The organism is Halomonas garicola (assembly GCF_055382465.1).
In genome coordinates this window covers 336,070-359,050 of sequence record NZ_AP043931.1, presented here as the reverse complement: position 1 = coordinate 359,050, position 22,981 = coordinate 336,070, and the positions used below count along the sequence as shown (strand labels likewise).

The following is a 22,981-nucleotide window of genomic DNA, read 5'->3' as shown; positions in this document are numbered from 1 at the left end:
CAGATGAATCGACTAACCGTTGCGGCCGGCAGTGGCGGCCAGGGCGCATTACGACGCCCTTGGCCGGAGCGGCCCACCAGTCTTGAATACCGGCTGTGAAAACCGATTGTGGAAAACGTTTTTGAAAACAGTCTCGCTTAATGTAACACGCCGGCGACGCAAAAACCGGGGTCATCCTCAGTTGGCATAGCGTATTGGTGACAGGCTAGGACGTTTTGGCCACGGGCCGCCGCGCCGCCTCGCCGGTGAAGAACAACGGGCGCAGTTTGACCCCCAGCATATTGCCGGCAAAGGCGGCCACCAGCCACAGCCAGCCGTGCAGGCTGCCCGAAGCAATGCCGCTGAAATAGGCGCCAATGTTGCAGCCAAACGCCAGCCGCGCGCCGTAGCCCAGCAGCAGGCCGCCGATCACCGCCGCCACGACCGAACGCAGCGGAATGCGAAAGTTCGGCGCAAAGCGCCCGGCAAGGCTTGCCGCCGCCAGCGCGCCGAGCATGATGCCGACGTTCATCACCGTGGTAATGTCGCCCCAGACGCTTGCCTCGAGGGCGGCGGCGTTGCCCGGCGACTGCCAGTAGCCCCACTGGGTAACGTCGCCGCCGAGCAGCGAGAAGCCCTTGGCCCCCCACAGCGCAAACGCCGCGGTAATGCCCCAGGGCCGCCCGGCAAGGGCCAGGGTGGCAAAGTTCAAAAGCGCCAGCCCAACCGCCCCCGCCAGCAGCGGCCAGGGGCCGGCCAGCAGCCGCTCAAGGCCACGCCGCGGCGCCGGGGCAGTGCGCTCCAGCTCGCCGTAGCGGCGCTTTTCCAGCACCACCGTGGCCGCAGCAATGGCGGCGAACAGCAAAAGGCTTATCGCCATGCCGCCGTAGGCGCCGCCAACGTCGACAAGCGACACCGGCGGCAGCGCCGGAAGCTCCGTCCAGAAGCGGAAATGCGCGGTGCCGATCACCGAGCCGACGATAAAAAATACAAGCGTGATCAGCATGCGGGCGTTGCCGCCGCCGGCGGTAAACAGCGTGCCCGACGCGCAGCCGCCGCCCAGCTGCATCCCCAGGCCGAACAGGAAAGCGCCCACCAGCACCGAGATGCCCAGCGGGGCGACAAAGCCCTCCACCGCGACGCCGTTCAGGCTACCCGCCCCCAGCGCAGGGAAGAACAGCACCACGGCCACGGCCAGCATCAGCATTTGCGCGCGCAGCCCGCGGCCCCGGCGCCGGGTAATCAGCACCCGCCAGGCCGAGGTAAAGCCAAAAGCGGCGTGGTATAGCACCGCGCCAAAGAGCCCGCCGACAATCAGCAAAAGGCCGACGTTGGCAGCAAACAGCGCGCCGAGCAGCACGCTGCCCAGCACCACCGCGGCCGTTGCCAGCCCGGCGATGCGGTAGCGCGCCACCGGCGGACGGGGCTCGCCTACAGAAGCGTCACTCATCGCATTCGTCCCGTTGTTGACTGCACCATTGTGGATGGAGCAGTGATGAATCGAGCAAGCGTCAGATAAAGCGGCCAAGCCCCGCGGCGTGGCGCAGCTTGTCCATGGTCACGGCGGCCTCTTCTCGGGCGCGCTCGGCGCCCTTCTCAAGCACTGCCTCAATATGGCCGGGATCTTCCATCAGGGCATTATAGCGCTCCCGGGGGCCGCTTAAGTGGGCGTTGAGGTGCTCGAACACCGCGTTCTTGGCGTCGCCCCAGCCGATGCCCTCGGCGTAGCGTTCGCGCATGGCGGCGGTCTCCTCCGCCGTGGCAAAGGCCGCGTAGATCTGGAACAGCGTGCAGCTCTCCGGGTCCTTGGGCTCGCCGGGCTCAAGCGAGTTGGTCTTGATCTTGCGCACCAGCTTCTGCAGCTTTTTCTCGGAGACGAACAGCGGAATGGTGTTGTTGTAGCTTTTGGACATCTTGCGCCCGTCGAGCCCGCCCAGCACCTCGACGCTTTCGTCCACCGCCGCTTCGGGCAGGGTGAAGTACTCGCCCTTGTAGAGGTGGTTGAAGCGCCCGGCGATGTCCCGGGCCATCTCGATGTGCTGGATCTGGTCGCGGCCCACCGGCACGCGGTTGGCGTTGAACATCAGGATATCCGCCGCCATCAGCACCGGGTAGCCGAAAAGCCCCATGGTGATGCCCTTGTCGGCGTCCTGGCTGCCGGCCTCCTGGTTCTCGGCCACCGCCGCCTTGTAGGCGTGGGCGCGGTTCATCAGGCCCTTGGCCGAGACGCAGGAGAGCATCCAGGTGAGCTCGGGGATTTCGCGAATGTCGGACTGGCGGTAAAAAATGGCGTTGTCGGTATCCAGCCCCAGCGCCAGCCAGGTGGCGGCGATTTCCAGCCGCGACTGCTGCACGCGCCTGGGGTCCTGACACTTGATCAGGGCATGGTAGTCGGCGAGGAAGTAGAACGACTGCACGCTGGGGTCCTGGCTTGCCTCGATGGCGGGCTTGATGGCGCCCACGTAGTTGCCCAGGTGCGGCGTGCCGGTGGTGGTGATGCCGGTCAGCACGCGGGTTTTCGGTGAATCGGTCATGGTTACGCACTTATTGTCAACGAAGTCAGGCGGCTATTATCACACAGTTAACCGTAAACCTTGAGCCGAGCCGGGGACAGGTCTGCACGGGGCGCTGTAAATCCATCCCTGGACGCTACCTACGCCATCCTTGGCGTAGAACCCCTTTGCGACCTGTCCCGGCTCTGCCATACGCTGCGGTACTCCTGCCCGGCGGCGGTCAGTGCCAGTAAAGTTTATCCCCCCTAGGGGGCGTTAACAATTAGGCCAGCCATATGGCGGCTGACACGAGGCAGAGGAGTGACTGGTAGTTTCTTGCCAGTCGCTCATAGCGTGTAGATAACCGCCGGAACTTCTTGATTTTCTGAAAGAACCTCTCCACCAGATTGCGATCTTGGTAACAGTGCCAGTCTACTTCAATGCGCGCCAAACGATTCTTTTTCGGAGGAATCACCGGCTCGGCACCTGCGGCCTGAATCATGTCCCGCAGAGCAGTGGAGTCATACCCCTTGTCGCCCAGCACTGCTTGCGGGGAAAAACCTTCCAGTAGAGCGGGAGCAGCACCATACTCCGACGCCTGGCCCGGTGTGAGAACCAATCGTACTGGGTTACCTAACGCATCGACTGCGGCATGAATTTTGGTGCTCAATCCGCCTCGAGATTTGCCCATGGCTTCGACGTCTTGCGTGTTTTTTTTGACGCTCCATGCTGGTGCACCCTGACGATGCTACCGTCGATCATCAGCTGCTCTAGATCGGGATCGTCGGCTACTGTGTCAAAAATACGCTGCCAAACGCCCTTTCGTGACCAACGGTTATACCGCATGTAGACGGTGTGCCAGCGCCCAAAAGATTCGGGAAGATCACGCCACGGGGCGCCGGTCCGAGCGATCCAGAGCACGGCTTCCACGAACAGGCGATTGTCCTTGGCAGTTACCCCACAGTCTGAGGCTTTGCCGGGGAGCAGGTGCTCGATTCGCTCCCACTGATCATCGCGTAACTTCAACCGACTCATGGCCCACCAAAATCTATGAATACTAAATCAGTTTAAACGAAACTAATGATTGTTAACACACCCTAGCACACCCTTCGAAATTTCTTGAGTCATCCATCTTAATTTCCCCTTCCGCAATTATTGATCCACAAAATTCTCCGGAAGTGCTTCCATATTTGATTTCTATTTCTTCACCAGCATAAAAATAGCCGTGATCGATGGACAAATCCCCCTTAAAATACGTATAAATCTTGCTTTTATTTAAAATATAGGAATTTTTAATAACGGAATCACTTCCCTCTGAGGAAAACTTAATCTCGCCTTTTGATGCAAACACCACATCCGAAAGATTAACGGACCCCTCTATTTCCACGCCTTTAGGGAAAATAACAGTCCCATTTTTTATATCAAGATGCTTAATTGTTTTTTCTGAACACTTATACACTTTACCTTTCAAGTCGTTCGGCGGAGTGTCACAGCTAATCCCTCTACTACTCAAGTCATTAAAAAAATACCCGTAATTCTTACGAAGGACATCGCTACAACCACCTTTAACTCCATATACCTTAGAGGTTTTATTTGAGCAAAAAATATAATTAGAAAAGACCTTTCCCATCTCGCCGGGGATGATATCAGGAACTTGCTTTTTATTTTCAATCAATATAACTCGGCTTGCCAGCAGCTTTCCCGCTTTATCTTTTACTGCCCCCACGGCGACCACGTAGTTGCCGGGATTATGCGCACCTGTCACCTTCAAGGGGAAGTAGAAGCAGGTTTGAAAACCCGGAATATCTTTATCGTTGCACAGATTGCCACTTTTTTCTTTTTCAAGGTTTCCGTAACTTACTTCTTTTACTTCTTCTCTCCAGCCATCCCCCCAACTGTCTTTCTTGAACCATTCTGGTAAAGATAGGTCCGTCCAGTTTGTTGAAGCGAAAACACCTTCGGCAAGCGCTTCGGCTACCGCTTCCTCGGCGTTCATCTGCGCCTGGGCGGAGGCGCGGTAGTTGCCGGCGAGCCGCTCGTCGATCAGCGAGCTTTGCAGACCGGAAGCGCCCACAATCAGCGCGCCGGCCAGCAGCGCCAGCACGACGACCAGCGCAGCGCCCCGCTGCCGTTGTATTCCCTGGTTCATCGCGTCACCTCGCGCGGCTGCTTTCTAGTTATCATCGCCTTGTGCATGACTCTTAATTTGTTTTTAGAGCTCATCAATAACCGGCTGCCGTGGAGTTACCTGAAAAGTAAGTTTTTCGCCGTTCTGCTCTAGCGGCAGCGAAATTACAAATTTTGAACCTTGCTTATTAATCAAGTCGCTCTCGGCACAGCCGCTTCCGGATGGTCGATGGAACGTTACCACTGGCTCCTCTTCTTCGGTATTATCCAACGTACATTTGCACTGGCTGTCTTTGACCTTGCATGTCAGCTCGTAATTGTCCTTCTCAATTCGTATACGCTCGCTTAGGGTATGGGCGGCAAAGATCACCGCCTCTTGCTTGCGGCTGAGCTCGTCTACCTTCTGGAAGGTCTGCAGGGTGGTCAAAAACAGCGAACCGGCGCCCAGCACGATAACGCTGCCGATCAGCAGGGCGACCATCAGCTCCACCAGGGTAAAGCCGGCCTGTCGGGAAGCACGCATCATCCCCCACCTCCCGATTGTGACGGCAGGCGGACCTTATACTCCACTTTGCCGTAGCCGTCGTCCCCTTCATTACCCAGCGTGACGGAAACGTCGTATACGCAGATCCCACTCCCTGGTTCAATCTGCAAATCAGCATGATGAAGTGGCGGAGGCGATTGAGTAGTGCTTGGCGGTTTCCAATGATCCTTCCAATCGGATTTAACTTGACTCAGGTCGAGATTGGTACAGTCATTGCCACTTTCCAGTAGTACCTTCCCAAGCTCTTCCCAAAGCCGTTCCTGGGCGTCCACGGCGGCCAGCGTCGCAACCGAGTGCTGGTAGCTGCGGGTCGCGCTGTGCAGGGCTTTGAGCTGCAGGGCGGCGCTGCCCATCAGCCCGAAGGCGAGAATGGCCAGCGCTACCAGCGCTTCGATTAGCGTAAATCCGCCCTGCTTAAGCATCGGCACCGTCCTTTACTTTTAGCCTACCAGCACTGTTGATCTCGATAGTGCGCGGCTTACCTGCCCCGCTACCGGCAGGCTCAATCTTCAGCTCGCACGGACAGCCTTCGCCTTCCGCCATGCCCAAGGGGCCATACGTTACCGTCATCTTAGCCGGGTCAAAGCTAACGTTCGCGCCGCCCGCGCCGGACTTTATCGCCTGTTGCATCCTTTATATCAATAAGCCAGCCGTCACCGTCCGATTGCCACTCGACGGTCATCTCGGCCCGGCGTTTGATCGCTTCGCTGCGGGCGAATTGAAACGCCGAGGTCACCTGGTTTACGTCGCCCGCCATCTGCTGGCGAGCAAGCAGACCGGTAAAGCCGGGCACCGCCACCGTGATCAGCAGTATCGCCACGGCCAGGGCGACCAGCAGCTCGATCAGGGTAAAGACGCGCGCTCGCCGCATTACCAGCACTCTTTAGGTATTTTCTCGCCTTTGGCATTGAGCGTCAGGTCTTTATCGCAGCCGTCGCTATTGCTGCTGCCTTGAAGCTTGGCGGTTAGCGTATAGCCCCCGTCCTCCGATTTCTTTTCCTGGGTAATGATGTAGTGTTTTGCTTGGGACTTTTCTTCCGAAAGACAGCCGCTGTAGCTATAGCTTTTGGTATAGCAGCTTTCCATCATGGAGGCAGCCTCAAACAGCCCCGCCTTGCCATCGCTCAGCACGGAGCGCTCGACGTATTTCGTATAGGAAGGATAGGCGATAGACGCCAGAATGCCGACGAGGGCCAGCGTCACCAGCGCTTCGATCAGAGTAAAGCCGCGCTGGCCGTCATCCGGACAGCCAGCGCGGGGAAAAGCGAGGCGATAAAGCACGATAAAGGCTCCCTGCGGTCGGCTTATACGCTGTCAGTATGTCCCAAGCCGCGGCGCATTGCATCTGCCCGGCGGTCAGCCTTTGGCAATGACCTCTTCTTCGCGCAGCTCCCGGGGCATGGAGAAGGTGACGTCCTCCTCGCGGCCGGCGAGCTCCTCGGGCAGGCTGGCGCCCAGCTCGCGCAGGCGTTCGATAACGCCCTTGACCAGCACTTCCGGGGCGCTGGCGCCGGCGGTGACGCCGATCTGGTCGATACCGTCGAGCCAGCCCGCGTCGATCTGCTCGGCGTTGTCGATCAGGTAGGCCGGCGTGCCCATGCGCTCGGAAAGCTCGCGCAGACGGTTGGAGTTGGAGCTGTTGGGGCTGCCCACCACCAGCACCAGGCCGCTTTCGGCGGCGAGCTCGCGCACCGCGTCCTGGCGGTTCTGGGTGGCGTAGCAGATGTCGTTCTTGCGCGGGCCCTGGATCTCGGGAAAGCGCTCGCGCAGGGCGTCGATCACCTTCGCGGTATCGTCCATGGAGAGCGTCGTCTGGGTGACGAAAGCCAGCTTTTCGGGGTGATTCACTTCGAGGCTGGCGACGTCGCCTTCGTCTTCCACCAGGTAAATCTGCCCGCCGTGGGTGGTGTCATAGCGCCCCATGGTGCCTTCCACTTCGGGGTGGCCGTGGTGGCCGATGAGCACGCACTCGCGGCCGCGCTTGGCGTAGCGCAGCACTTCCATGTGCACCTTGGTCACCAGCGGGCAGGTGGCGTCGAAGACCTTCAGCCCCCGGCGCTCGGCGTCCTGCTGCACGGCACGGGAAACGCCGTGGGCGGAGAAGATGACGATGACGTCGTCGGGCACTTCGTCGAGCTCCTCGACGAACACCGCGCCGCGCTCGCGCAGGGTTTCCACCACGTAGCGGTTGTGCACCACCTCGTGGCGCACGTAGATGGGCGGGCCGAACACGTCCAGCGCCCGGTTGACGATATCGATGGCCCGATCCACGCCGGCACAAAAGCCGCGCGGATTGGCCAGATTGATGGCCACCGGCTGCGCCTCTGCCGCGCCGGACTGTACCGGATGACTCTGCACGGAATCAGTTTGCATGGTCTCGCCTTGATGAAAACTCAATGGGTAGTCGCAGGCCTTACGTTGATGACTTCGACCTCGAAGGTCAAGGTGCGCCCGGCCAGCGGGTGGTTGAAGTCGACCTCCACGCGCTCGCCCTCTATTTCTTTGACCACGCCGGGCAGTTCGGTTCCCGCCTTGTCGGCAAAGGAGAGCATCAGCCCCTCTTCGGGCTCCTGATCGCCGAAGTCTTCGCGCTTGAGAAACTGGATGTTCTGCTCGTTGTGCTGGCCGAAGGCGTGCTCGGGCGGAATGGTGAAGCGCTCGTGGGCGCCCGCGGCAAGGCCCTTGAGCGGATGCTCGAACCCCGGCGGCAGGTTGCCGTCGCCGAACTCGAAGGTGGCCGGGTCCTTGTCCTTGGTGGAATCCACCACCGTCTCGTCTTCAAGCTTCAGGGTGAAGTGCAGGGTCACTTCCATGCCCTCGCCAATCGTATAGGCGTGGCTGGCAGGGTCGTGGCTCGCTTGGTTAAGGTCGTCACTCATTTAATGCCTCGCTTGTTGGATGCGGCGTCGGCGATCGCCCATGACCGACTCCCAGATCAAACCGATGGCTCCCAGCGTAATGGCGATGTCGGCTACGTTAAACGCCGGGTAGTACCAGCCGGCGGCGTGAAACGAGAGAAAGTCCACCACGTAGCCGTGGACCACCCGGTCATAAAGGTTACCAAGGGCCCCGCCGATAATCAGCGCAAGCGCGCAGGCCAGGCGTTTCTCGTCGGCCTTCAGGCGCGTAAGCCACACGCCAAGCCCGATGCAGGCGGCCACCGCAATGGTGGCGAACAGCCAGCGCTGCCAGCCCGGGTGGCTCGCCAGAAAGCTGAACGCCGCGCCGGTGTTATGCAAAAGCGTCAGGTTGAAAAACGGCAGAACTTCCACCGGACGCGCATAGCCCAGCAGGTGGCTGGCGGCATACTTGGTGGCCAGGTCCAGCACCACCACGGCAAGCGCCAGCCACAGCCAGCGTTGGGGGCGGCGCATGGGCGCCGCCGATGCGGGGGAGGCGGCGGTATCAGGCATAGCGGCGGGTCTCGCCTTCGCCCTCGGGCAGGTTGGCGATGCAGCGCCCGCAGAGGTCGATATGTTCCGGGTGGCTGCCCACGTCCGGGCGATGGTGCCAGCAGCGCTCGCACTTGGCGTGGGGGCTTTCGCTGACCGCGACCTTCAGGCCGTCAAGGACGGTTGCCTCAGTCTGCTCTACGCCTTCGGCCTGCGCCAGCGGCTGCAGGTGCACTTCGCTTGTCAGCATGACAAAGCGCAGCTCGTCGCCCAGCCGGGCAAGGGTAGCGTTCAGCGCGTCGTCCACGTAGAGCGTGACCTCGGCGGCCAGGCTGCCCTTGATGATCTTGGCGTTGCGCGCGTCTTCCAGGCACTTGTTCACCGCGTTCTTGACGTCGAGGAGCTCGGCCCAGAACGCCCGGCCCATCTCGGCGTCATCCTCGAGCGTGGAAAGCTCGGCGTAATACTCTTCCAGCAGCACGCTGTCGCTACGCTCGCCGGGGATGTGCTCAAAGATCTCCTCGGCGGTGAACGAAAGGATCGGCGCGATCCAGCGGGACAGCGCCTCGACCACGCGATAAAGCGCCGTCTGGGCGCTGCGCCGGGCGAGCGAGTCCGCCTGGGTGGTGTACTGGCGGTCCTTGATCACGTCGAGGTAAAAGCCGCCGAGCTCTCCGGCGCAAAAGTTGTGCACCTGCTGGTAGACGTCGAGGAAACGGTATTCCTCATAGGCCGTATGGATGCGCGCCTGGAGCCGGGCGGCGCGATCGACTACCCAGCGGTCCAGCGCCAGCATATCGGCAAAGGGCACGGCGTCTGCGGCAGGGTCGAACCCGGTGAGGTTCCCCAGCAGAAAGCGCGAGGTGTTGCGGATGCGGCGGTAGACGTCGGCGGTGCGCTTGAGGATTTCGTCCGACACGGCCATTTCGCCGGAGTAGTCGGTCGAGGCGACCCAGAGGCGCAGGATATCCGCGCCCAGCTTGTCCATGACCTGCTGGGGGGCGACCACGTTGCCCGTGGACTTGGACATCTTGCGGCCCTTGGCGTCCACGGTGAAGCCGTGGGTCAAAAGCTCGCGGTACGGCGGCTGGCCGTCGATGGCGCAGCCGGTCAGAAGCGAGGAGTGGAACCAGCCGCGGTGCTGGTCCGAGCCTTCCAGGTACAAATCCGCACGCGGGCCGGTCTCGTGCCCGTGGGGGTGCGAGCCGCGCAGCACGTGGCGGTGGGTAGTGCCGGAGTCGAACCAGACGTCCAGGGTGTCGGTGACCTTTTCGTAGTCGTCGGCCTCCGCGCCCAGAAGCTCGGAAGACTCGAGGTTGAACCAGGCGTCGATGCCGCCCTGTTCGACCCGCCTGGCGGCCTCTTCGATGAGCGCCACGGTGCGCGGGTGCAGCTCGCCACTTTGCTTGTGCAGAAACAGCGGCAGCGGCACGCCCCAGTTGCGCTGGCGGGAGATGCACCAGTCCGGGCGGTTGGCGATCATCGCGTGCAGCCGCGCCTGGCCCCAGGCCGGGGTGAACCGCGTGGCGTCCACACCTTCAAGCGCCCGCTGGCGCAGGGTCTTGCCGTCCTTGCCAGCCAAATCCATGCCCACAAACCACTGGGCGGTGGCGCGGTAGATCACCGGCGTCTTGTGCCGCCAGCAGTGCATGTAGCTGTGGATGATGGGGATGTGCGCCAAAAGCGCGCCCGCCTCATCGAGCTTGTCGACGATGTGGGGGTTGGCCTTCCAGATCATCTCGCCGCCGAAGAACCCGAGATCGTCGGCGTAGACGCCGTTGCCCTGCACCGGGTTCAGCATGTCGTCAAAGTCCATGCCGTAGTCCCGGCAGGTGTTGAAGTCGTCCACCCCGTAGGCCGGCGAGGAGTGCACGATGCCGGTGCTGCCTTCTTCGCACTCGACGTAGTCGGCCAGGTACAAAGGCGACGACCGGGCGTAGAGCGGATGGCGAAAGCGGATCAGCTCAAGCGCGCGGCCCTGGGCGGTGGCGATGGCTTCCCCTTCCAGGCCGAAGCGCTCGAGGCAGCTTTCCACCAGCTCTTCAGCGACCAGCAGCAGGCGTTCGCCCACGTCGACCAGGGCGTAGGTGAAGTCCGGGTGGACGTTGAGCGCCTGGTTGGCGGGAACGGTCCAGGGCGTGGTGGTCCAGATGGCCACGGCCGCGGGCTTGCCAAGCGCCTCAAGGCCGAAGGCGGCGGCGAGCTTGTCGGCATCTTCCACCGGAAACGCCACGTCGATGGCGTCGGACTGCTTATCAGCGTACTCGACCTCGGCCTCGGCCAAGGCCGAGCCGCAGTCGAAGCACCAGTTCACCGGCTTGAGTCCCTTGAACACATAGCCGGCTTCGACCATGTCGCCAAGCGCCCTGATCTCGCCGGCTTCGTTGGCGTAGTCCATGGAGCGGTAGGGGTTGTCCCAGTCGCCGACCACGCCCAGGCGAACAAAATCCGTCAGCTGGGTCTCGATCTGGGCGCCGGCGTACTCCCGGCACAGTTCCCGGGCGTGGGCGGGCTCCAGGTGCTTGCCGTGGGTGGTTTCCACCTTGTGCTCGATGGGCAGACCGTGGCAGTCCCAGCCCGGCACGTAGGGGGCGTCGAAGCCCGCCAGGGTCTTGGACTTGACGACGATGTCCTTGAGAATCTTGTTGACGGCGTGACCGATATGAATGCTGCCGTTGGCGTAGGGAGGGCCGTCGTGGAGCACAAACAGCGGCTTGCCCGCGCGCGCCTCGCGCAGGCGCTGGTAAATATCCAGATCCTGCCACTGCGACACGCGCCCCGGTTCACGCTTGGGCAGCATGCCGCGCATGGGAAAATCGGTTTCAGGCAGATTCAGCGTGTGCTTATAGTCCATAGTCCGGTCAGCCGTCGTTAGCGTCGGCGGCACTACCCGCCGAGGAAGAATCAAAAGGGATGGGGTCGGAGCCGGCCGCTTGGCCGCCGGGCGGAGCCGAGGCCAGGGGTAGCGCGCGGTCGTCATCGATGGCGGTGGCAGCGAGATAGCGCCGGGCGCTCGCCTGATCCCGAGCGATCTGCTCCTTGAGCGCGGCGAAGTCATCGTACTTGACCTCGCCGCGCAGCCGCGCGCAGGGGTACACCGTCATCCGCTGGCCGTAGAGATCGCCGCTGAAGTCAAACAGGTTGACTTCGAGTATCGGCCGCGTGCTGCCTACCGTAGGGCGAAAGCCGACGTTGGCCACGCCCCGGTAGCGCTCGCCGTTTTCCCGCTCGGCCACCACGGCAAACACGCCGCGCAGGGTCAGCGGCTGGGAAAGCAGCGGCAGGTTGGCAGTGGGGGCGCCGATGGTGCGGCCCAGCTGCTGGTCGCGCACTACCCGGCCATCAAGGGTATAGGGCCGGCCTAAAAGCCGGGCAGCGGCGCGGAAGTTGCCGCTGGCAAGCAATGTGCGCACCCGGGTGCTGGAAACGCGCTGGTTCTCTATCTCGAAGCTGCGGGTATGCTCGACGCTAAAGCCGCTCTCTTGGCCTACGGCTTCGAGCAGGGCGAAGTCGCCCTGGCGGTCGCAGCCAAAGCGGAAGTCGTCGCCCACCACCAGATGGCGCACGCCGAGGCCGGCGAGCAGCACCTGGTCGATAAATTCGCGCCCGGTGAGGCTGCGCAGGGCCTCGTTGAACGGCAGGCAGAGCACCTGGTCGACGCCGTGGCGGCGCAGCAGGCGGACCTTTTCGCGCAGCCGGGTCAGCCGCGGCGGCGCCTGCTCCCCGGCAAAATACTCGCGCGGCTGAGGCTCGAACACCACCACGGCCAGGGGCACGCCAAGGCGCGCGGCGTGCTCGCGGCACTGCTGCAAAATCGCCTGATGGCCGCGGTGCACGCCGTCAAAGTTGCCGATGGTTGCCACGCAACCCCGGTGGGACGCCTGTAAATTGTGCAAACCTCGTATGACGCGCATACCACTCAAGCCTTTGATTGTTGCCGAATACGCTTTCCGGCGCCCAAACCGGGGAGTATAACCCACCGCACGCCGGGTTGTAGGCCCTGCGGCTAGCCGCGCATGCGCAGATGCCCGGGGCGCAGCCCCAAAAGTCCCAGCCAGGCAAAATAGGCGCCGGCCCCGGCCGCTACCAGCAGCGCCACCCAGGCTGCTCGCCAGACAAGCTCGGCGTCGAACCAGACCGTCACGCCGGGCGCCAGCAGCCCGAGCACCGCCACCATCAGCGCGCAGCCGCCCAGCAGCTGTACGGCAAAGCGCCCCCAGCCGGGCTGCAGCACCAGCACGCCCTGGCGGCGCAGCAAAAAGGCCAGCAGCCCGGCATTCAAGAAGGCCGACAGCGACGTGGCCAGCGCCAGCCCTGCGTGGGCCAGCGGCCAGATCAGCGCCAGGTTGAAGGCCATGTTGGCCACCATGGCGACAATGCCCACCTTGACCGGCGTCTTGGTATCCTGCCGGGCAAAAAACCCCGGCGCCAGCACCTTGATCAGCATGAACGCCGGCAGGCCCAGCGCATAGGCCCTAAGGCTCATGGACGCCATGTGAATATCCTGATCGGTCATGGCGCCATAGTGGAACAGCGTAATCAACAGCGGCTCGGCGAGCACCGCCAGGGCCAGGGCCGCCGGCAGCCCCAGCAGCAGCACCAGGCGCACGGCCCAGTCGAGCATGGCGGAAAAGTGCGCCGTTGACTGCTCGGCGTGGCGGCGGGACAGCGCCGGCAGAATCACCGTGCCGATGGCGACGCCGAACACGCCCAGCGGCAGCTCCACCAGGCGGTCGGAGTAATATAGCCAGGACACGCTGCCCGCGGCCAGCAGCGAGGCCAGCACCGTATCCAGCAGCAGGTTGATCTGGGCCACCGAAACGCCGAACAGCGCCGGCGCCATCAGCTTCAGGATACGCTTGACGCCCGAATGGGCAAAGTTCGGCCAGGGGACCGGTAAAAGCCCCAGCCGCGACAGAAACGGCACCTGAAAGGCCAGCTGCACCGCCCCGGCAATGAGCACCCCCCAGGCCAGCGCCATGGCCGGCACTTCCATCAGCGGGGTCAAGAACAGCGCCGCGCCGATCAGCGAGAGGTTGAGCAGCACCGGGGTAAACGCCGGCACCGCAAAGCGCCCCCAGGTGTTGAGCACGCTGCCGGCAAACGCCGTCAGCGAAATCAGCAGCAGATAGGGGAACGTCAGCCGCAGCATGTCCACCGTCAGCGCCAGCTTTTCCGGGTCGCGGCCAAAGCCCGGAGCAAACAGCCAGGCAAGCCAGGGCGCGGCAAAAATAGCCAGCGCGGTGAGCAGCGCCAGCGCCGCCCCCAGGCTGCCGGCGGTGGCGTTGAGCAGCTCGCGCACGTCCTCCCGGGTGCGCCGGGCGGAGTATTCCGACAGCACCGGCACAAAGGCCTGGTTGAACGCCCCTTCGGCGAACAGCCGGCGCAGGAAGTTGGGAATCTTGAAGGCGACGAAAAACGCGTCCGCCCCGCTGCCGGCGCCCAGCAGCGTGGCGATAACCACGTCGCGCACAAGCCCCATGACCCGGGAGAGCATGGTCATGGTGCTGACCACCAGCCCTGAGCCCATCAGCCCCTTGCGCGCCGGCGGCGGAGCCGTATCGTCTGCCGATGTTTGCGTGCTCATAGCTGGCTTCCCACACCCGTTGGCTGGTCAGACACAAAAAAACCGGCCGCAGCCGGTTTTTTCAGGCGCCTGCCGGCTTACGCCGCCAGTGCCTTGACGCGCTTGTTCAAGCGGCTTTTCAGGCGCGCGGCCTTTTTCTTGGACAGCGCATCCTTGTCGGCGATGCGGTCGATGACCGGCTGCGCCTTCTGAAACGCTTCCATGGACTTGGCGTGGTCGCCGGTTTCCACGGCCTTGAGCACGCGCTTGACGTAAGTGCGGACCATGGTGCGCTGGCTGGATTTCAGGGCACGACGCTTCTCGGCCTGAAGGGCGCGCTTGCGGGCTTGCTTGCTGTTCGCCACAGGGTATCTCCTTGGAGAAATAGGGTTGCCGTTCAACGACAACGGTTTAACGCGATATTTGCCGCTTGTGCAGCGACGTGACATCCGCGACACGGCCGGCCTGCGATGCGCAGCAGACCGCCGTTCGCCAAAAAGGTCAACAGGGCCGTTTGGCCGCCTGTCGATACGGGCATGTCTGAGAGGATGGCGCAGTCTATCACGCGCTTTATAGGCTGGCTAGCATGCGCGGAAAACCTCAAGCTCATTGCCATTAGCCCCCATCACCCGGATCGAACCGGCAACAGGTCTGCGAGGGGGCGCTGTGAACCCATCCCTGGACGCTACCTACGCCATCCCTGGCGTAGAACCCCCTCTTACGACCTGTTCCCAGCTTCTCTGGACATAGCCAGCTACGATAGCCCTGTCTCGGCAGGAATAACTGCCGCTTCACTGATCTATCTCACTTTTGGTCTATATAGCGCCGCCCCGCGAACTGGTAAAATGCCGATGTACTTATCCACCCTTCCTCTTGACGAGCACGCCCAAGGAAACCGTCACCATGTCCCAGCTATATACAGCATCCGGCCAGCTGCGATCCTCTCGCCGCTGGCTTTTTTTGCTGGCTATTCCCCTGCTTCTTGTCAGCCTGCCCGGCCAGGCCATGACCGGCGAGCTTGATCTGACCGATACCCGCGTGGGCGTGATGGCCATCGCCGTGTTTGTCCTGGCGTACCTGCTGGTCATTGCCGAAGAAAAGATTCACATGCGCAAGTCCAAGCCGGTGCTGGTAGCCGCGGGGATCATCTGGGCGCTGATCGGCTGGGTATACGTCAGCAACGGCATGTCCGAGACGTCGGAGCAGGCGTTTCGCACCACGCTGCTGGAATTTACCGAGCTGATGCTATTTTTGCTGGTGGCGATGACCTACATCAACGCCATGGAAGAGCGCCGCGTGTTCGACAAGCTGCGCTCGTGGATGCTGCTCAAGGGGTTCAGCTATCGCTCGCTGTTCTGGCTGACCGGGGGGCTTGCCTTCGTGCTCTCTCCGGTGGCCGACAACCTGACCACGGCCCTGCTGATGTGCGCCGTCATCACCAAGGTGGCCGAAGGCGACAAGCGCTTCATCAACCTGGCCTGTATCAACATCGTGGTAGCGGCCAACGCCGGCGGCGCTTTCAGCCCGTTTGGCGACATCACTACGCTCATGGTCTGGCAGGCGGGGATCCTTGAGTTCCATACGTTTTTCGCCCTCTTCGTCCCGGCGCTGGCCAACTTTCTGATCCCCGCGGCGATCATGAGCCTGTTCATCAAAAGCGACAAACCGTCGAGCATCCACGAAGACGTCTGGCTCAAGCGCGGCGCCCGGCGCATCGTGCTGCTGTTTCTACTGACCATCGCCACGGCCGTCATCTGCCACATGCTGCTCGGGCTGCCGCCGGTGCTTGGCATGATGACCGGGCTTGGCTACCTGCAGTTTTTCGGCTACTTCCTCCGCCAGAGCCTGCCGCGCTCGCTCGAGCGCAAGCGCGAACGCTACAGCCGCCGGGGCGACCAAAAGAAGCTCGCCCAGCTGGGCAGCGTAGTGCCGTTTGACATCTTCAGCCGGGTGGCGCGCAGCGAATGGGACACGCTGCTGTTCTTCTACGGCGTGGTGATGTGCGTCGGCGGACTCGGCTTCATGGGCTACCTGGGCCTGCTGTCGGAAGCCTTGTACGGCGGCTGGGACGCCACCTGGGCCAACGTCACCCTGGGCGCGCTATCCGCGCTGGTGGACAACATCCCGGTGATGTTTGCGGTGCTGACCATGGAGCCCGATATGTCCCAGGGCCACTGGCTGCTGATCACCCTGACCGCGGGCGTCGGCGGCAGCCTTTTGTCGATTGGCTCGGCGGCAGGCGTGGCGGTCATGGGCCAAGCGCGCGGCGCCTACACCTTCATGGGCCACCTGCGCTGGATGCCGGTCATTTTCCTCGGCTATGTCGCCAGCATCCTGCTGCACATGTGGATTAACGCCGGCAGCTTCGCTGCTTGACCTCTCCTCTCTGCCCGGCGCCTCAGCCGGGCAGGCTGACCGGCCCGGCACGCTCCACCACCCGCTGCCAGGCCGCATCCTCCTCGATCCGCCGAATAAACGCGGCAATGCCGGGGTAGTCGTCAAGCGAACGCGACAGGGCCAGCGCCTGCAGCGGAAAGCTCATCTGGATATCCGCCCCGCTCGGCCAGCCCGGCGCAAACTCGTCGTGGCGATCCAGGTGCGTTTCGATCATGGCCAGGTGCTGCTTGAGCCGGGGCGCCAGAAAGCGCTGGTTGACGGCCTTGTTGATGCCCTTGGCCACGGGGCGAACCGGCCACGGCGACTGCGCGGGCAGCTGGCCGAACACCAGCTGCATGACCAAAAGCGGCATCAGCGAGCCTTCGGCGTAGTGCAGCCAGTAGCGGTAGTTCACCCACCCGGCGGTGTCGTCCGCCTCGGGCTGGCAGCGACCCTCACCGTAGCGCGCCAGCAGGTACTCGATGATCGCACCGGACTCGGCCAGGGTCTGCTCGCCGTCGGTGATCACCGGCGAGGCGCCCAGCGGATGAACGCGCTTGAGCGACTCCGGCGCCAGCCCGTCGCTGTTGCGCGGGTATTCCACCAGCTCGTAGTCGAGCTCGAGGGTTTCCAAGAGCCAGAGGATGCGGTGAGAGCGGGACTTTTCCAGGTGATGAAGGCGAATCATGGTGGGACTCCGGTTTTGCGGGGGCGCGTACGACAAGCGTAGCAGCCAGCCGCTAGGGCGGCGGGAAATCCACCTCGTCGCCGCGGGTGTCGAGCTGGATGATCCGCTCCGGGCGGCCCCGATCGTCCAGCGTCACCAGCCCCAGGCCGCTTGCGTTCCACAGCCGTTCGCCGGCCTTGCCGCGGTCGGGGACGCGCGGATAGATGCGCAGCCGGCGGCGCTTGGTGAGAATGTTCAGCGGCGACCAGGGCGCATACAGCCAGCGGTTGAGCCGGTCAAACACGTCCAGCAGCGTATCGGGGAAGGTGTTCTTGATGCCGCTCGAGGTGATTTGCCACAGCCGCGGCGAGCGCTGCCGGTGGCGCAGCACGATGTCGTAGGCGAAGGAATAGTGGACATCGCCGGAGAGGATCACGTAGTTGCCCGGAGTGCGCGAATGCCGCCAGATATTCAGCAGCACGTTGGCCGCACCGCGGTGGGCCATCCAGTTTTCGGCGTCCACCATCAGCGGCTTGCCAAGCCAGGTAAACACCTGCTGCACGCTTTCGATCAGCTTGACCCCGAACATCGGCGTCGGCGAGACGATCACCGCACCCGGGGCGTCCAGCAGCATCTGCTGCAGCTCCGTCAGTGCCTCCCAGTCCATCAGCCCCGAGGGGCGCTTGGGGTTGCGCTCGCTGCGCCAGCGCCGAGTGCGCGTATCCAGCACGATCAGCGGCGGCGTGGCCTCGTCTACCTGATAGGCATAGCCCTCGAAGTTCAGCAGCGCGTTGATCAGCGCATCCTGGCGCTCCGGGTCCAGCCAGCCGCCGGAGGCCGCGGCGTTTTCCAGCAGATCGCGGCCCTGCTCGGCTAGCGGCGCCATGCCGTCGGGGTCGTTGCCCCAGCCCTGGCACAGCACATAGCCGATCAGGGCGTTGCCGATAATCCGCCGGGAAAACGCGTGCCCGTAAGCATTGTGCTCCCAGTCGGCGTGGAGGTTCCAGTCGTCGGTGACGTCGTGGTCGTCGAAGATCATTAGCGCCGGCAGGTGGGCCATCAGCCGGGCGCACTGACCAAGCCCGTCGCGAAAGCCGTCGATCGCCTTGCCTTCCCGGCGATAGCGCTCGGTATCCTCCTCGCTCAGCGCGGGCATATCGCACGCCGCCAGCTGCCAGGGCGTAGGCGACCACGCCAGGCAGTACATGGCGAGTATTTCGCCTAGCAGCCTGTCGGGCTTAGCGTCGGCAGGCAATTAACCCCACCGGCCCTGACAGATTTTTGCACCATCATGATGCATTTTTTCGGCCTTCAGCGCCCAACAACCTCAAAATGAGCAGATTTCCCCGCCTTTCATGCCCATTGGGCGGATTTCGGGCGCAATACGGCCATGCGTTTCAGATTCCAGGCCAGACAAACCAGTGCCCATTCACCGCTCACGCTGTTCAGTCCGCGCAGCGAGAACTGACGAAAGCCGAGCACCGATTTGATGATGCCGAAGACCGGCTCGACCGTTTGCTTGCGCAGCGCATAGGCGGCGCGTCCCGATTGAGTCTTTAGCTTGTGCGTCATCCGCATAACCGGCGAGCTACCCTCGGCTAGCGGCATCGGCTCGGCGAACCGCACCAGCGGCGGCGGGTGGTGACGTTCCCGCTTGACGGCGATGTGCGGATCCATACCGGCCTGTTCGCAGGCGGCCACATTCGTGGCACTGAAATACCCGGTGTCGGCCAGCAGCGTGTCGGCAGTGCCCAACGCGTCCGGCAAGGCGGCCAGCTGCTCAAGCATCGGCTCGACTTGTTCCTTGTCGTTACAGGCTTGGGTAACCGCCGGCGCCATCACCAGCATGCTGTGCGTATCGACCGCGGCCTGGGCATTGTAGGCCTGCTCGAAGCCACCGCCTGACACCGGCATGATGCGCGATTCTTCATCGGTGAGATTGATCTGGTCCTGCGCCTTGGGGCCGGCGGTGGGTGGCTTGGGCGGACGGCCGCCCGGCTTCTTGCCGGTCTTCTTCTGCTTCTCTTCCCGGGCGGCAAGCTTGGCCTGGTAGTCGGCTTGCTCACGCTCGAAGCGCGCTTTCGCCCGGGCTTCGATCTTCGCTTTGGCCTCTGCCATCGCCTTAAGCCGATCTTCCCGACGCTGAATTTCTGCCGGCAGGCTGACCCCGTCCGGGACAGGGGATTGGTCGGCCTGCTCGGCCAGCGCGAGCAGTTCCTGCACTTCCCCCTGGAGTTGGGCTTCCAGCTTCTCGATGTGGCCATGGGACAGGGCGCTATGGCGGGAGGCGTTGGCCTGAATCTTGGTGCCATCCAGGCTGATGGTGCCCAGCGTGAGCAGCTTCATCTCCTGCGCGACTTCGAGCACTTGAACGAACAGGCCGGCCAGATCGTCGAGAAAGCGCCGGCGGAAGGTGGCGAGGGTGTCGTGGTCGGGATGCGAGCCGGCGGCGATGAAGCGGAAGGCCACCGAGTCATACGTTGCCCGCTCGATCTTGCGGCTGGAAAACACGCCGGTAGCGTAGCCATAGATCAACAGCGACAACAGCAGTGACGGGTGATAGGCCGCACTGCCGCGCCCGCCATAAGCGCTCACCATCGCGCGCAGATCAAGGCCGTCCACGACCTCGACGATAAAGCGAGCCAGATGGTCCTGGGGTAACCACTCGTCAACGGATGGCGGAAGCAGGTAGGCCGTGTGACGATCGACAGAACGAAAGTGGCTCATGGCGGGTCCGTGGTCAGGTTGATGTCAGCATTATCTCATGTCTGGGGGTGGAAAGTCCGACAGGCTGCTAGCGTCATCAGGTGGTTGTGCGCGTTGGCCGTGGTAAACACCGGCTTTCTCGCGCCGCCGAAAAAGCCCTTGCGCAGCGCCGCGCTGCTCTCCACGTCGGGCAACAGAAGGTCGCGGTGGTAATAGGTGTCGTCCGCGGCATAAAGCGCCGGGCTGTCCGGAAGCGTAGCGCCGCTCAGATCTTCGTCCCAGAGGCCCAGCCGCGCAATCAGCGCGTGAATGTGGCAGAGCATGGGTCCGGCGACGTCGTCGGCGTAGATCTGATCGCCGGTCATCAACAGCCAGGCCGGGCGCCGGGCCGGGTCGTCCACGTCGTCGGCCAGCCAGTCGTCCCCGCGCACCAGGCCGTCAGCCACCGGATGGTGCGGCTTGCGACACGAGCCGTGCATCAGTCGACGGTGGCTCGAGGCAATCGCCACGCTTGGCATGGCGGCGCCTGTATGGCAAAGCCACGGCGCCCACTGGGCAATGCCGCTTTGGATACCGTCGTCACGGCAGATGCTGACGTCGTAGTCGATCAGCGTATCCTGGGGCAGCGGCTCGTCCAGGGCGACATCCACCGGGTAAATAAAGGCGTGGCGCCCTATCGCCAGGCACGGCTGGTCCGCCAGGGATATGCGGCGGGATTTGCCACCGCGCGGAGCGAGCGTCAACATCAGATCAAGCGGCCGGCAGGTGACCAGCCACATCACCCAGCGGCGGGGCGATATCCGGCGCAGCAGCGGGCCGACCAGCACGTCGGGCAAGCCGCTCTCGTCGGCATTGCCGGCGGCCGGCGCATCCGGCTGCTCGGCGATATCTGCTGGAGAATACGACATGGCACATCCCTGGTGACAAAAAACTTTAGTATTGAAAACAAAGGAGAACAGTTGACAGGACGGAACGCCACAGGTTCAAGGGTCTCGGCACCGGCGTGCCTTGAAGGCGTCGACGAGGCGCTTGCCGCCCCGGCGCTGCGCGACCTGGCCTGGCTGTGCCAAGCGCCGGACCTGGTGGCCCTGCCGGGCTACCCCGGCCGGCCGAACGGCGCCGCGCTGGGGCTTGCCACGCCCGCGGCGGTCTCCGACTGGCTGGCGCAACAGGCGCCCAAGGCCGGCGAAGCGCAGTGGTCGCGGCTGCGCCTGGCGCGCCTGGGGCACTACCACGAAAGGCTCTGGCACTATCTGCTGGATCACGCGCCGCAGACGCGGCTGCTGGCCCACAGCGTGCGGGTGGTGGAGCGGCGCCATACCCTGGGCGAGATGGACATGATCTATCGCACCCGCCGCGACCCCGCGCCCATCCACATGGAAGTGGCGATCAAGTTCTATCTGGGGCTGCCCGAGGGCCCGAGCGCGGCGACAAGCCAGAGCCGCTGGATCGGCCCCGGCGGCTTTGACAGCCTGGCGCTCAAAAGCACCCACATGGCACGCCGTCAGCTGGCGTTTTCCGCCACCCCGGCGGCACGCAGGGCGCTGCGCCACTGGCTCGCGCCCCGAGATGCCGGCGAAGCCCTGACCCCGCCCGGGGCGCAGTTCGCCATGCCGGGCGCTTTGTTCTACCCCTTTCACGCGGCGCTGCCGGCGCCCGAAGGCAGCACCGCGGAGCACTACCGCGGGCTCTGGTGCTATGCCCGGGACTGGCCGGCGCTCAAGGCCACCCTGGCGCCGTCCGCCCTGGGCGCCTGGCTGCCCAAGCCCTGCTGGCTGGCCCCGCCGCCGCTTGCCTCCTTTGTCCCGCTTGGGCAGGCCGCCGACGCCGCGCTTGCCCGGCTGCAACAGGCGCCGGTGGCGCAGCAGCTGATGGTTTATCTGCCGCCTCGGGGCAAGACCCGGCGGGTGTTTATCGTCCCCGACGACTGGCCGCGGCAGATTCCGCTGCCGCCGACCGGCTGAGCTAAACGGCTACTGCGCTGTCCGTATGACTACCAGGTTATCCCGGTGGATCAGCGAGCGCGCTTCAACGTAGCCCAGCAGCGCCTCGATCTGGTGGCTCGGTTTACCGGCAAGCTTGCGCGCCTCGTCGGCGCCGTAGTTAACCAGCCCCTTGGCTACCAAGGTGCCCTGCTCGTCCACGCAGGCCACCACGTCACCCCGGCGGAAAGTGCCCTGCACCCGGCGCACGCCCACAGCCAGCAAGCTGGAGCCGCGCTCGCGCAGCACCTTGACCGCCCCGGCATCCAGGGTCAACGTGCCGCGCACCTGGAGCTGTCCGGCCAGCCAGCGCTTGCGTGCGGCCAGCGGCGCCTGCACCGGGCGCAACAGCGTACCCAGCGTTTCGCCGTCCATCAGACGGGTGAGCACGTCCGGCTGGCGGCCGCCGGCGATGACCGTCACCGCCCCCGAGCGGGCGGCAAGCCTCGCCGCGCGCACTTTGGTACTCATCCCGCCGCGCCCCAGCGCCCCGCCGTCGCCAGCGACGGCTGCCAGCCGCGGGTCGTCGGCGCGGCCTTCGGCAATCAGCGCGGCGTCGGGGTTGTGCCGCGGGTCGTCGTCAAAAAGCCCTTCCTGGTCGGTGAGCAGCAGCAGCGCGTCGGCTTCCAGCAGGTTGGCCACCAGCGCGCCCAGGGTGTCGTTATCGCCGAAGCGGATTTCGTCGGTGACCACGGTGTCGTTTTCGTTGATCACCGGCACCACGCGCATGGCAACCAGCGTGCGCAGGGCTGACAGCGCGTTCAGGTAGCGCTTGCGGTTGGAGAGGTCGTCGTGGGTGAGCAGGATCTGCGCGGTGAGGATATCGTGGCGGGCAAAGTGCTGCTCGTAGCTCTGGGTCAGGCCGTTCTGCCCCACGGCGGCGGCGGCCTGCAGCTCGTGAACCTCGCCGGGGCGCGCCTGCCAGCCCAGTCGTAGCATGCCCGCCGCCACCGCGCCGGACGACACCAGCACCACTTCCACGCCGCGCCGGTGCAGCGCGGCGATCTGGTCGACCCAGCCACCGATCGCCGCTTCATCGAGCCCGCGGCCGTCGTTGGTCAATAACGAGCTGCCGATTTTGACCACCACCCGTCGCCCTCGGGAAAGCGCCTCGCGCCCCGGCTCCTGCTCATTGTTCACAGCAAAGCTC

The 22,981-nt window shown here is 63.7% G+C and carries 21 protein-coding genes and 1 pseudogene; 2 read left to right on the top strand and 20 right to left on the bottom strand.

From position 1 onward, the window contains the following. Positions 1 to 205: 205 nt before the first annotated feature. From ACZ46Y_RS02095 to rpsT, 15 genes are all read right to left on the bottom strand, one after another. The gene (locus tag ACZ46Y_RS02095) at positions 206 to 1,429 is read right to left on the bottom strand and encodes a YeeE/YedE family protein (RefSeq protein ID WP_311956459.1); all 1,224 of its coding nucleotides are present in this window, start codon (positions 1,427 to 1,429) and stop codon (positions 206 to 208) included. A 61-nt stretch (positions 1,430 to 1,490) separates the two neighbouring features. After that, positions 1,491 to 2,513: a tryptophan--tRNA ligase gene (locus ACZ46Y_RS02090; protein ID WP_311956460.1), complete on the bottom strand. Its 1,023-nt coding sequence runs from the start codon at positions 2,511 to 2,513 to the stop codon at positions 1,491 to 1,493. 241 nt (positions 2,514 to 2,754) lie between these two features. Next, positions 2,755 to 3,506, bottom strand: a protein-coding gene (locus tag ACZ46Y_RS02085; RefSeq protein WP_407650536.1) for an IS5 family transposase whose coding sequence is annotated in 2 segments (ribosomal slippage) — positions 2,755 to 3,191 and positions 3,191 to 3,506 — 753 coding nt in all. Because the reading frame shifts where the segments join, the coding sequence is not laid out codon by codon here. Between the two features lie 52 nt (positions 3,507 to 3,558). After that, positions 3,559 to 4,620 (bottom strand): PilX N-terminal domain-containing pilus assembly protein, encoded by a 1,062-nt coding sequence (locus ACZ46Y_RS02080; protein WP_311955954.1) that lies wholly within the window; start codon positions 4,618 to 4,620, stop codon positions 3,559 to 3,561. A 63-nt stretch (positions 4,621 to 4,683) separates the two neighbouring features. Beyond that, positions 4,684 to 5,124 (bottom strand): PilW family protein, encoded by a 441-nt coding sequence (locus ACZ46Y_RS02075; protein ID WP_311955950.1) that lies wholly within the window; start codon positions 5,122 to 5,124, stop codon positions 4,684 to 4,686. Then, positions 5,121 to 5,564 (bottom strand): type IV pilus modification PilV family protein, encoded by a 444-nt coding sequence (locus tag ACZ46Y_RS02070; RefSeq protein ID WP_311955947.1) that lies wholly within the window; start codon positions 5,562 to 5,564, stop codon positions 5,121 to 5,123. Before ACZ46Y_RS02070 ends, ACZ46Y_RS02075 begins: the two co-directional genes overlap by 4 nt. Before the next feature lie 164 nt (positions 5,565 to 5,728). Then, entirely contained in the window at positions 5,729 to 6,013 is a 285-nt protein-coding gene (locus ACZ46Y_RS02065) for a pilus assembly FimT family protein (RefSeq protein ID WP_311955945.1), read from the bottom strand. Beyond that, positions 6,013 to 6,423 carry a type IV pilin protein gene (locus ACZ46Y_RS02060; RefSeq protein ID WP_311955941.1) on the bottom strand — a complete coding sequence of 137 codons (411 nt, stop codon included), beginning with the start codon at positions 6,421 to 6,423 and terminating at the stop codon, positions 6,013 to 6,015. Before ACZ46Y_RS02060 ends, ACZ46Y_RS02065 begins: the two co-directional genes overlap by 1 nt. A gap of 75 nt (positions 6,424 to 6,498) precedes the next feature. Then, positions 6,499 to 7,515: a 4-hydroxy-3-methylbut-2-enyl diphosphate reductase gene (ispH, locus tag ACZ46Y_RS02055; protein WP_311955933.1), complete on the bottom strand. Its 1,017-nt coding sequence runs from the start codon at positions 7,513 to 7,515 to the stop codon at positions 6,499 to 6,501. 20 nt (positions 7,516 to 7,535) lie between these two features. Continuing rightward, a complete protein-coding gene (gene fkpB, locus ACZ46Y_RS02050) occupies positions 7,536 to 8,021 on the bottom strand; it encodes an FKBP-type peptidyl-prolyl cis-trans isomerase (RefSeq protein WP_311955930.1) in 486 nt (161 codons plus the stop codon). After that, entirely contained in the window at positions 8,022 to 8,555 is a 534-nt protein-coding gene (gene lspA, locus ACZ46Y_RS02045) for a signal peptidase II (protein WP_311955927.1), read from the bottom strand. Further along, positions 8,548 to 11,388 carry an isoleucine--tRNA ligase gene (gene ileS / locus ACZ46Y_RS02040; RefSeq protein WP_311955926.1) on the bottom strand — a complete coding sequence of 947 codons (2,841 nt, stop codon included), beginning with the start codon at positions 11,386 to 11,388 and terminating at the stop codon, positions 8,548 to 8,550. The genes lspA and ileS overlap by 8 nt, the downstream gene beginning before the upstream one ends. 7 nt (positions 11,389 to 11,395) lie before the next feature. Then, positions 11,396 to 12,448: a bifunctional riboflavin kinase/FAD synthetase gene (ribF, locus tag ACZ46Y_RS02035; protein WP_311955925.1), complete on the bottom strand. Its 1,053-nt coding sequence runs from the start codon at positions 12,446 to 12,448 to the stop codon at positions 11,396 to 11,398. A gap of 92 nt (positions 12,449 to 12,540) precedes the next feature. Continuing rightward, positions 12,541 to 14,121, bottom strand: a complete 1,581-nt coding sequence (murJ, locus tag ACZ46Y_RS02030) for a murein biosynthesis integral membrane protein MurJ (protein ID WP_311955921.1) — start codon at positions 14,119 to 14,121, stop codon at positions 12,541 to 12,543. Positions 14,122 to 14,198: 77 nt separating this feature from the next. Continuing rightward, the gene (gene rpsT, locus ACZ46Y_RS02025) at positions 14,199 to 14,465 is read right to left on the bottom strand and encodes a 30S ribosomal protein S20 (RefSeq protein ID WP_311955919.1); all 267 of its coding nucleotides are present in this window, start codon (positions 14,463 to 14,465) and stop codon (positions 14,199 to 14,201) included. Between the two features lie 538 nt (positions 14,466 to 15,003). On the opposite strand from rpsT, the gene nhaD reads away from it, so the two are divergent. Beyond that, positions 15,004 to 16,476 carry a sodium:proton antiporter NhaD gene (gene nhaD, locus ACZ46Y_RS02020; protein WP_311955917.1) on the top strand — a complete coding sequence of 491 codons (1,473 nt, stop codon included), beginning with the start codon at positions 15,004 to 15,006 and terminating at the stop codon, positions 16,474 to 16,476. A 22-nt stretch (positions 16,477 to 16,498) separates the two neighbouring features. Here the strand turns inward: nhaD and ACZ46Y_RS02015 are convergent, their stop codons facing one another. The 4 genes and pseudogenes from ACZ46Y_RS02015 to ACZ46Y_RS02000 form a co-directional block, all read right to left on the bottom strand. Continuing rightward, the gene (locus tag ACZ46Y_RS02015) at positions 16,499 to 17,164 is read right to left on the bottom strand and encodes a glutathione S-transferase (RefSeq protein WP_311955914.1); all 666 of its coding nucleotides are present in this window, start codon (positions 17,162 to 17,164) and stop codon (positions 16,499 to 16,501) included. A 52-nt stretch (positions 17,165 to 17,216) separates the two neighbouring features. Beyond that, positions 17,217 to 18,368: pseudogene (locus ACZ46Y_RS02010) on the bottom strand (metallophosphoesterase family protein); the annotation flags it as partial. A 128-nt stretch (positions 18,369 to 18,496) separates the two neighbouring features. Further along, positions 18,497 to 19,870 (bottom strand): IS1182 family transposase, encoded by a 1,374-nt coding sequence (locus ACZ46Y_RS02005; RefSeq protein ID WP_311955912.1) that lies wholly within the window; start codon positions 19,868 to 19,870, stop codon positions 18,497 to 18,499. A gap of 35 nt (positions 19,871 to 19,905) precedes the next feature. Continuing rightward, entirely contained in the window at positions 19,906 to 20,757 is an 852-nt protein-coding gene (locus ACZ46Y_RS02000; protein ID WP_311955911.1) for a hypothetical protein, read from the bottom strand. Between the two features lie 51 nt (positions 20,758 to 20,808). Between ACZ46Y_RS02000 and ACZ46Y_RS01995 the strand changes: the two genes are divergently transcribed. Further along, positions 20,809 to 21,813: a DUF1853 family protein gene (locus ACZ46Y_RS01995; protein WP_311955909.1), complete on the top strand. Its 1,005-nt coding sequence runs from the start codon at positions 20,809 to 20,811 to the stop codon at positions 21,811 to 21,813. A gap of 9 nt (positions 21,814 to 21,822) precedes the next feature. On the opposite strand, the gene proB is transcribed toward ACZ46Y_RS01995, so the two are convergent. Beyond that, a complete protein-coding gene (proB, locus tag ACZ46Y_RS01990) occupies positions 21,823 to 22,971 on the bottom strand; it encodes a glutamate 5-kinase (RefSeq protein ID WP_311955907.1) in 1,149 nt (382 codons plus the stop codon). Between the last annotated feature and the right edge of the window lie 10 nt (positions 22,972 to 22,981).

Coding starts and splice junctions, on each gene's coding strand:
- ACZ46Y_RS02075 (WP_311955950.1), bottom strand. CDS start 5,124: ATGATGCGTGCTTCCCGACAGGCCGGCTTTACCCTGGTGGAGCTGATG.
- ACZ46Y_RS02080 (WP_311955954.1), bottom strand. CDS start 4,620: ATGAACCAGGGAATACAACGGCAGCGGGGCGCTGCGCTGGTCGTCGTG.
- ACZ46Y_RS02065 (WP_311955945.1), bottom strand. CDS start 6,013: ATGCGGCGAGCGCGCGTCTTTACCCTGATCGAGCTGCTGGTCGCCCTG.
- murJ (WP_311955921.1), bottom strand. CDS start 14,121: ATGAGCACGCAAACATCGGCAGACGATACGGCTCCGCCGCCGGCGCGC.
- fkpB (WP_311955930.1), bottom strand. CDS start 8,021: ATGAGTGACGACCTTAACCAAGCGAGCCACGACCCTGCCAGCCACGCC.
- lspA (WP_311955927.1), bottom strand. CDS start 8,555: ATGCCTGATACCGCCGCCTCCCCCGCATCGGCGGCGCCCATGCGCCGC.
- ACZ46Y_RS02015 (WP_311955914.1), bottom strand. CDS start 17,164: ATGATTCGCCTTCATCACCTGGAAAAGTCCCGCTCTCACCGCATCCTC.
- ACZ46Y_RS02000 (WP_311955911.1), bottom strand. CDS start 20,757: ATGTCGTATTCTCCAGCAGATATCGCCGAGCAGCCGGATGCGCCGGCC.
- ileS (WP_311955926.1), bottom strand. CDS start 11,388: ATGGACTATAAGCACACGCTGAATCTGCCTGAAACCGATTTTCCCATG.
- ispH (WP_311955933.1), bottom strand. CDS start 7,515: ATGCAAACTGATTCCGTGCAGAGTCATCCGGTACAGTCCGGCGCGGCA.
- ACZ46Y_RS02005 (WP_311955912.1), bottom strand. CDS start 19,870: ATGAGCCACTTTCGTTCTGTCGATCGTCACACGGCCTACCTGCTTCCG.
- ACZ46Y_RS02095 (WP_311956459.1), bottom strand. CDS start 1,429: ATGAGTGACGCTTCTGTAGGCGAGCCCCGTCCGCCGGTGGCGCGCTAC.
- ribF (WP_311955925.1), bottom strand. CDS start 12,448: ATGCGCGTCATACGAGGTTTGCACAATTTACAGGCGTCCCACCGGGGT.
- nhaD (WP_311955917.1), top strand. CDS start 15,004: ATGTCCCAGCTATATACAGCATCCGGCCAGCTGCGATCCTCTCGCCGC.
- ACZ46Y_RS02070 (WP_311955947.1), bottom strand. CDS start 5,564: ATGCTTAAGCAGGGCGGATTTACGCTAATCGAAGCGCTGGTAGCGCTG.
- ACZ46Y_RS02090 (WP_311956460.1), bottom strand. CDS start 2,513: ATGACCGATTCACCGAAAACCCGCGTGCTGACCGGCATCACCACCACC.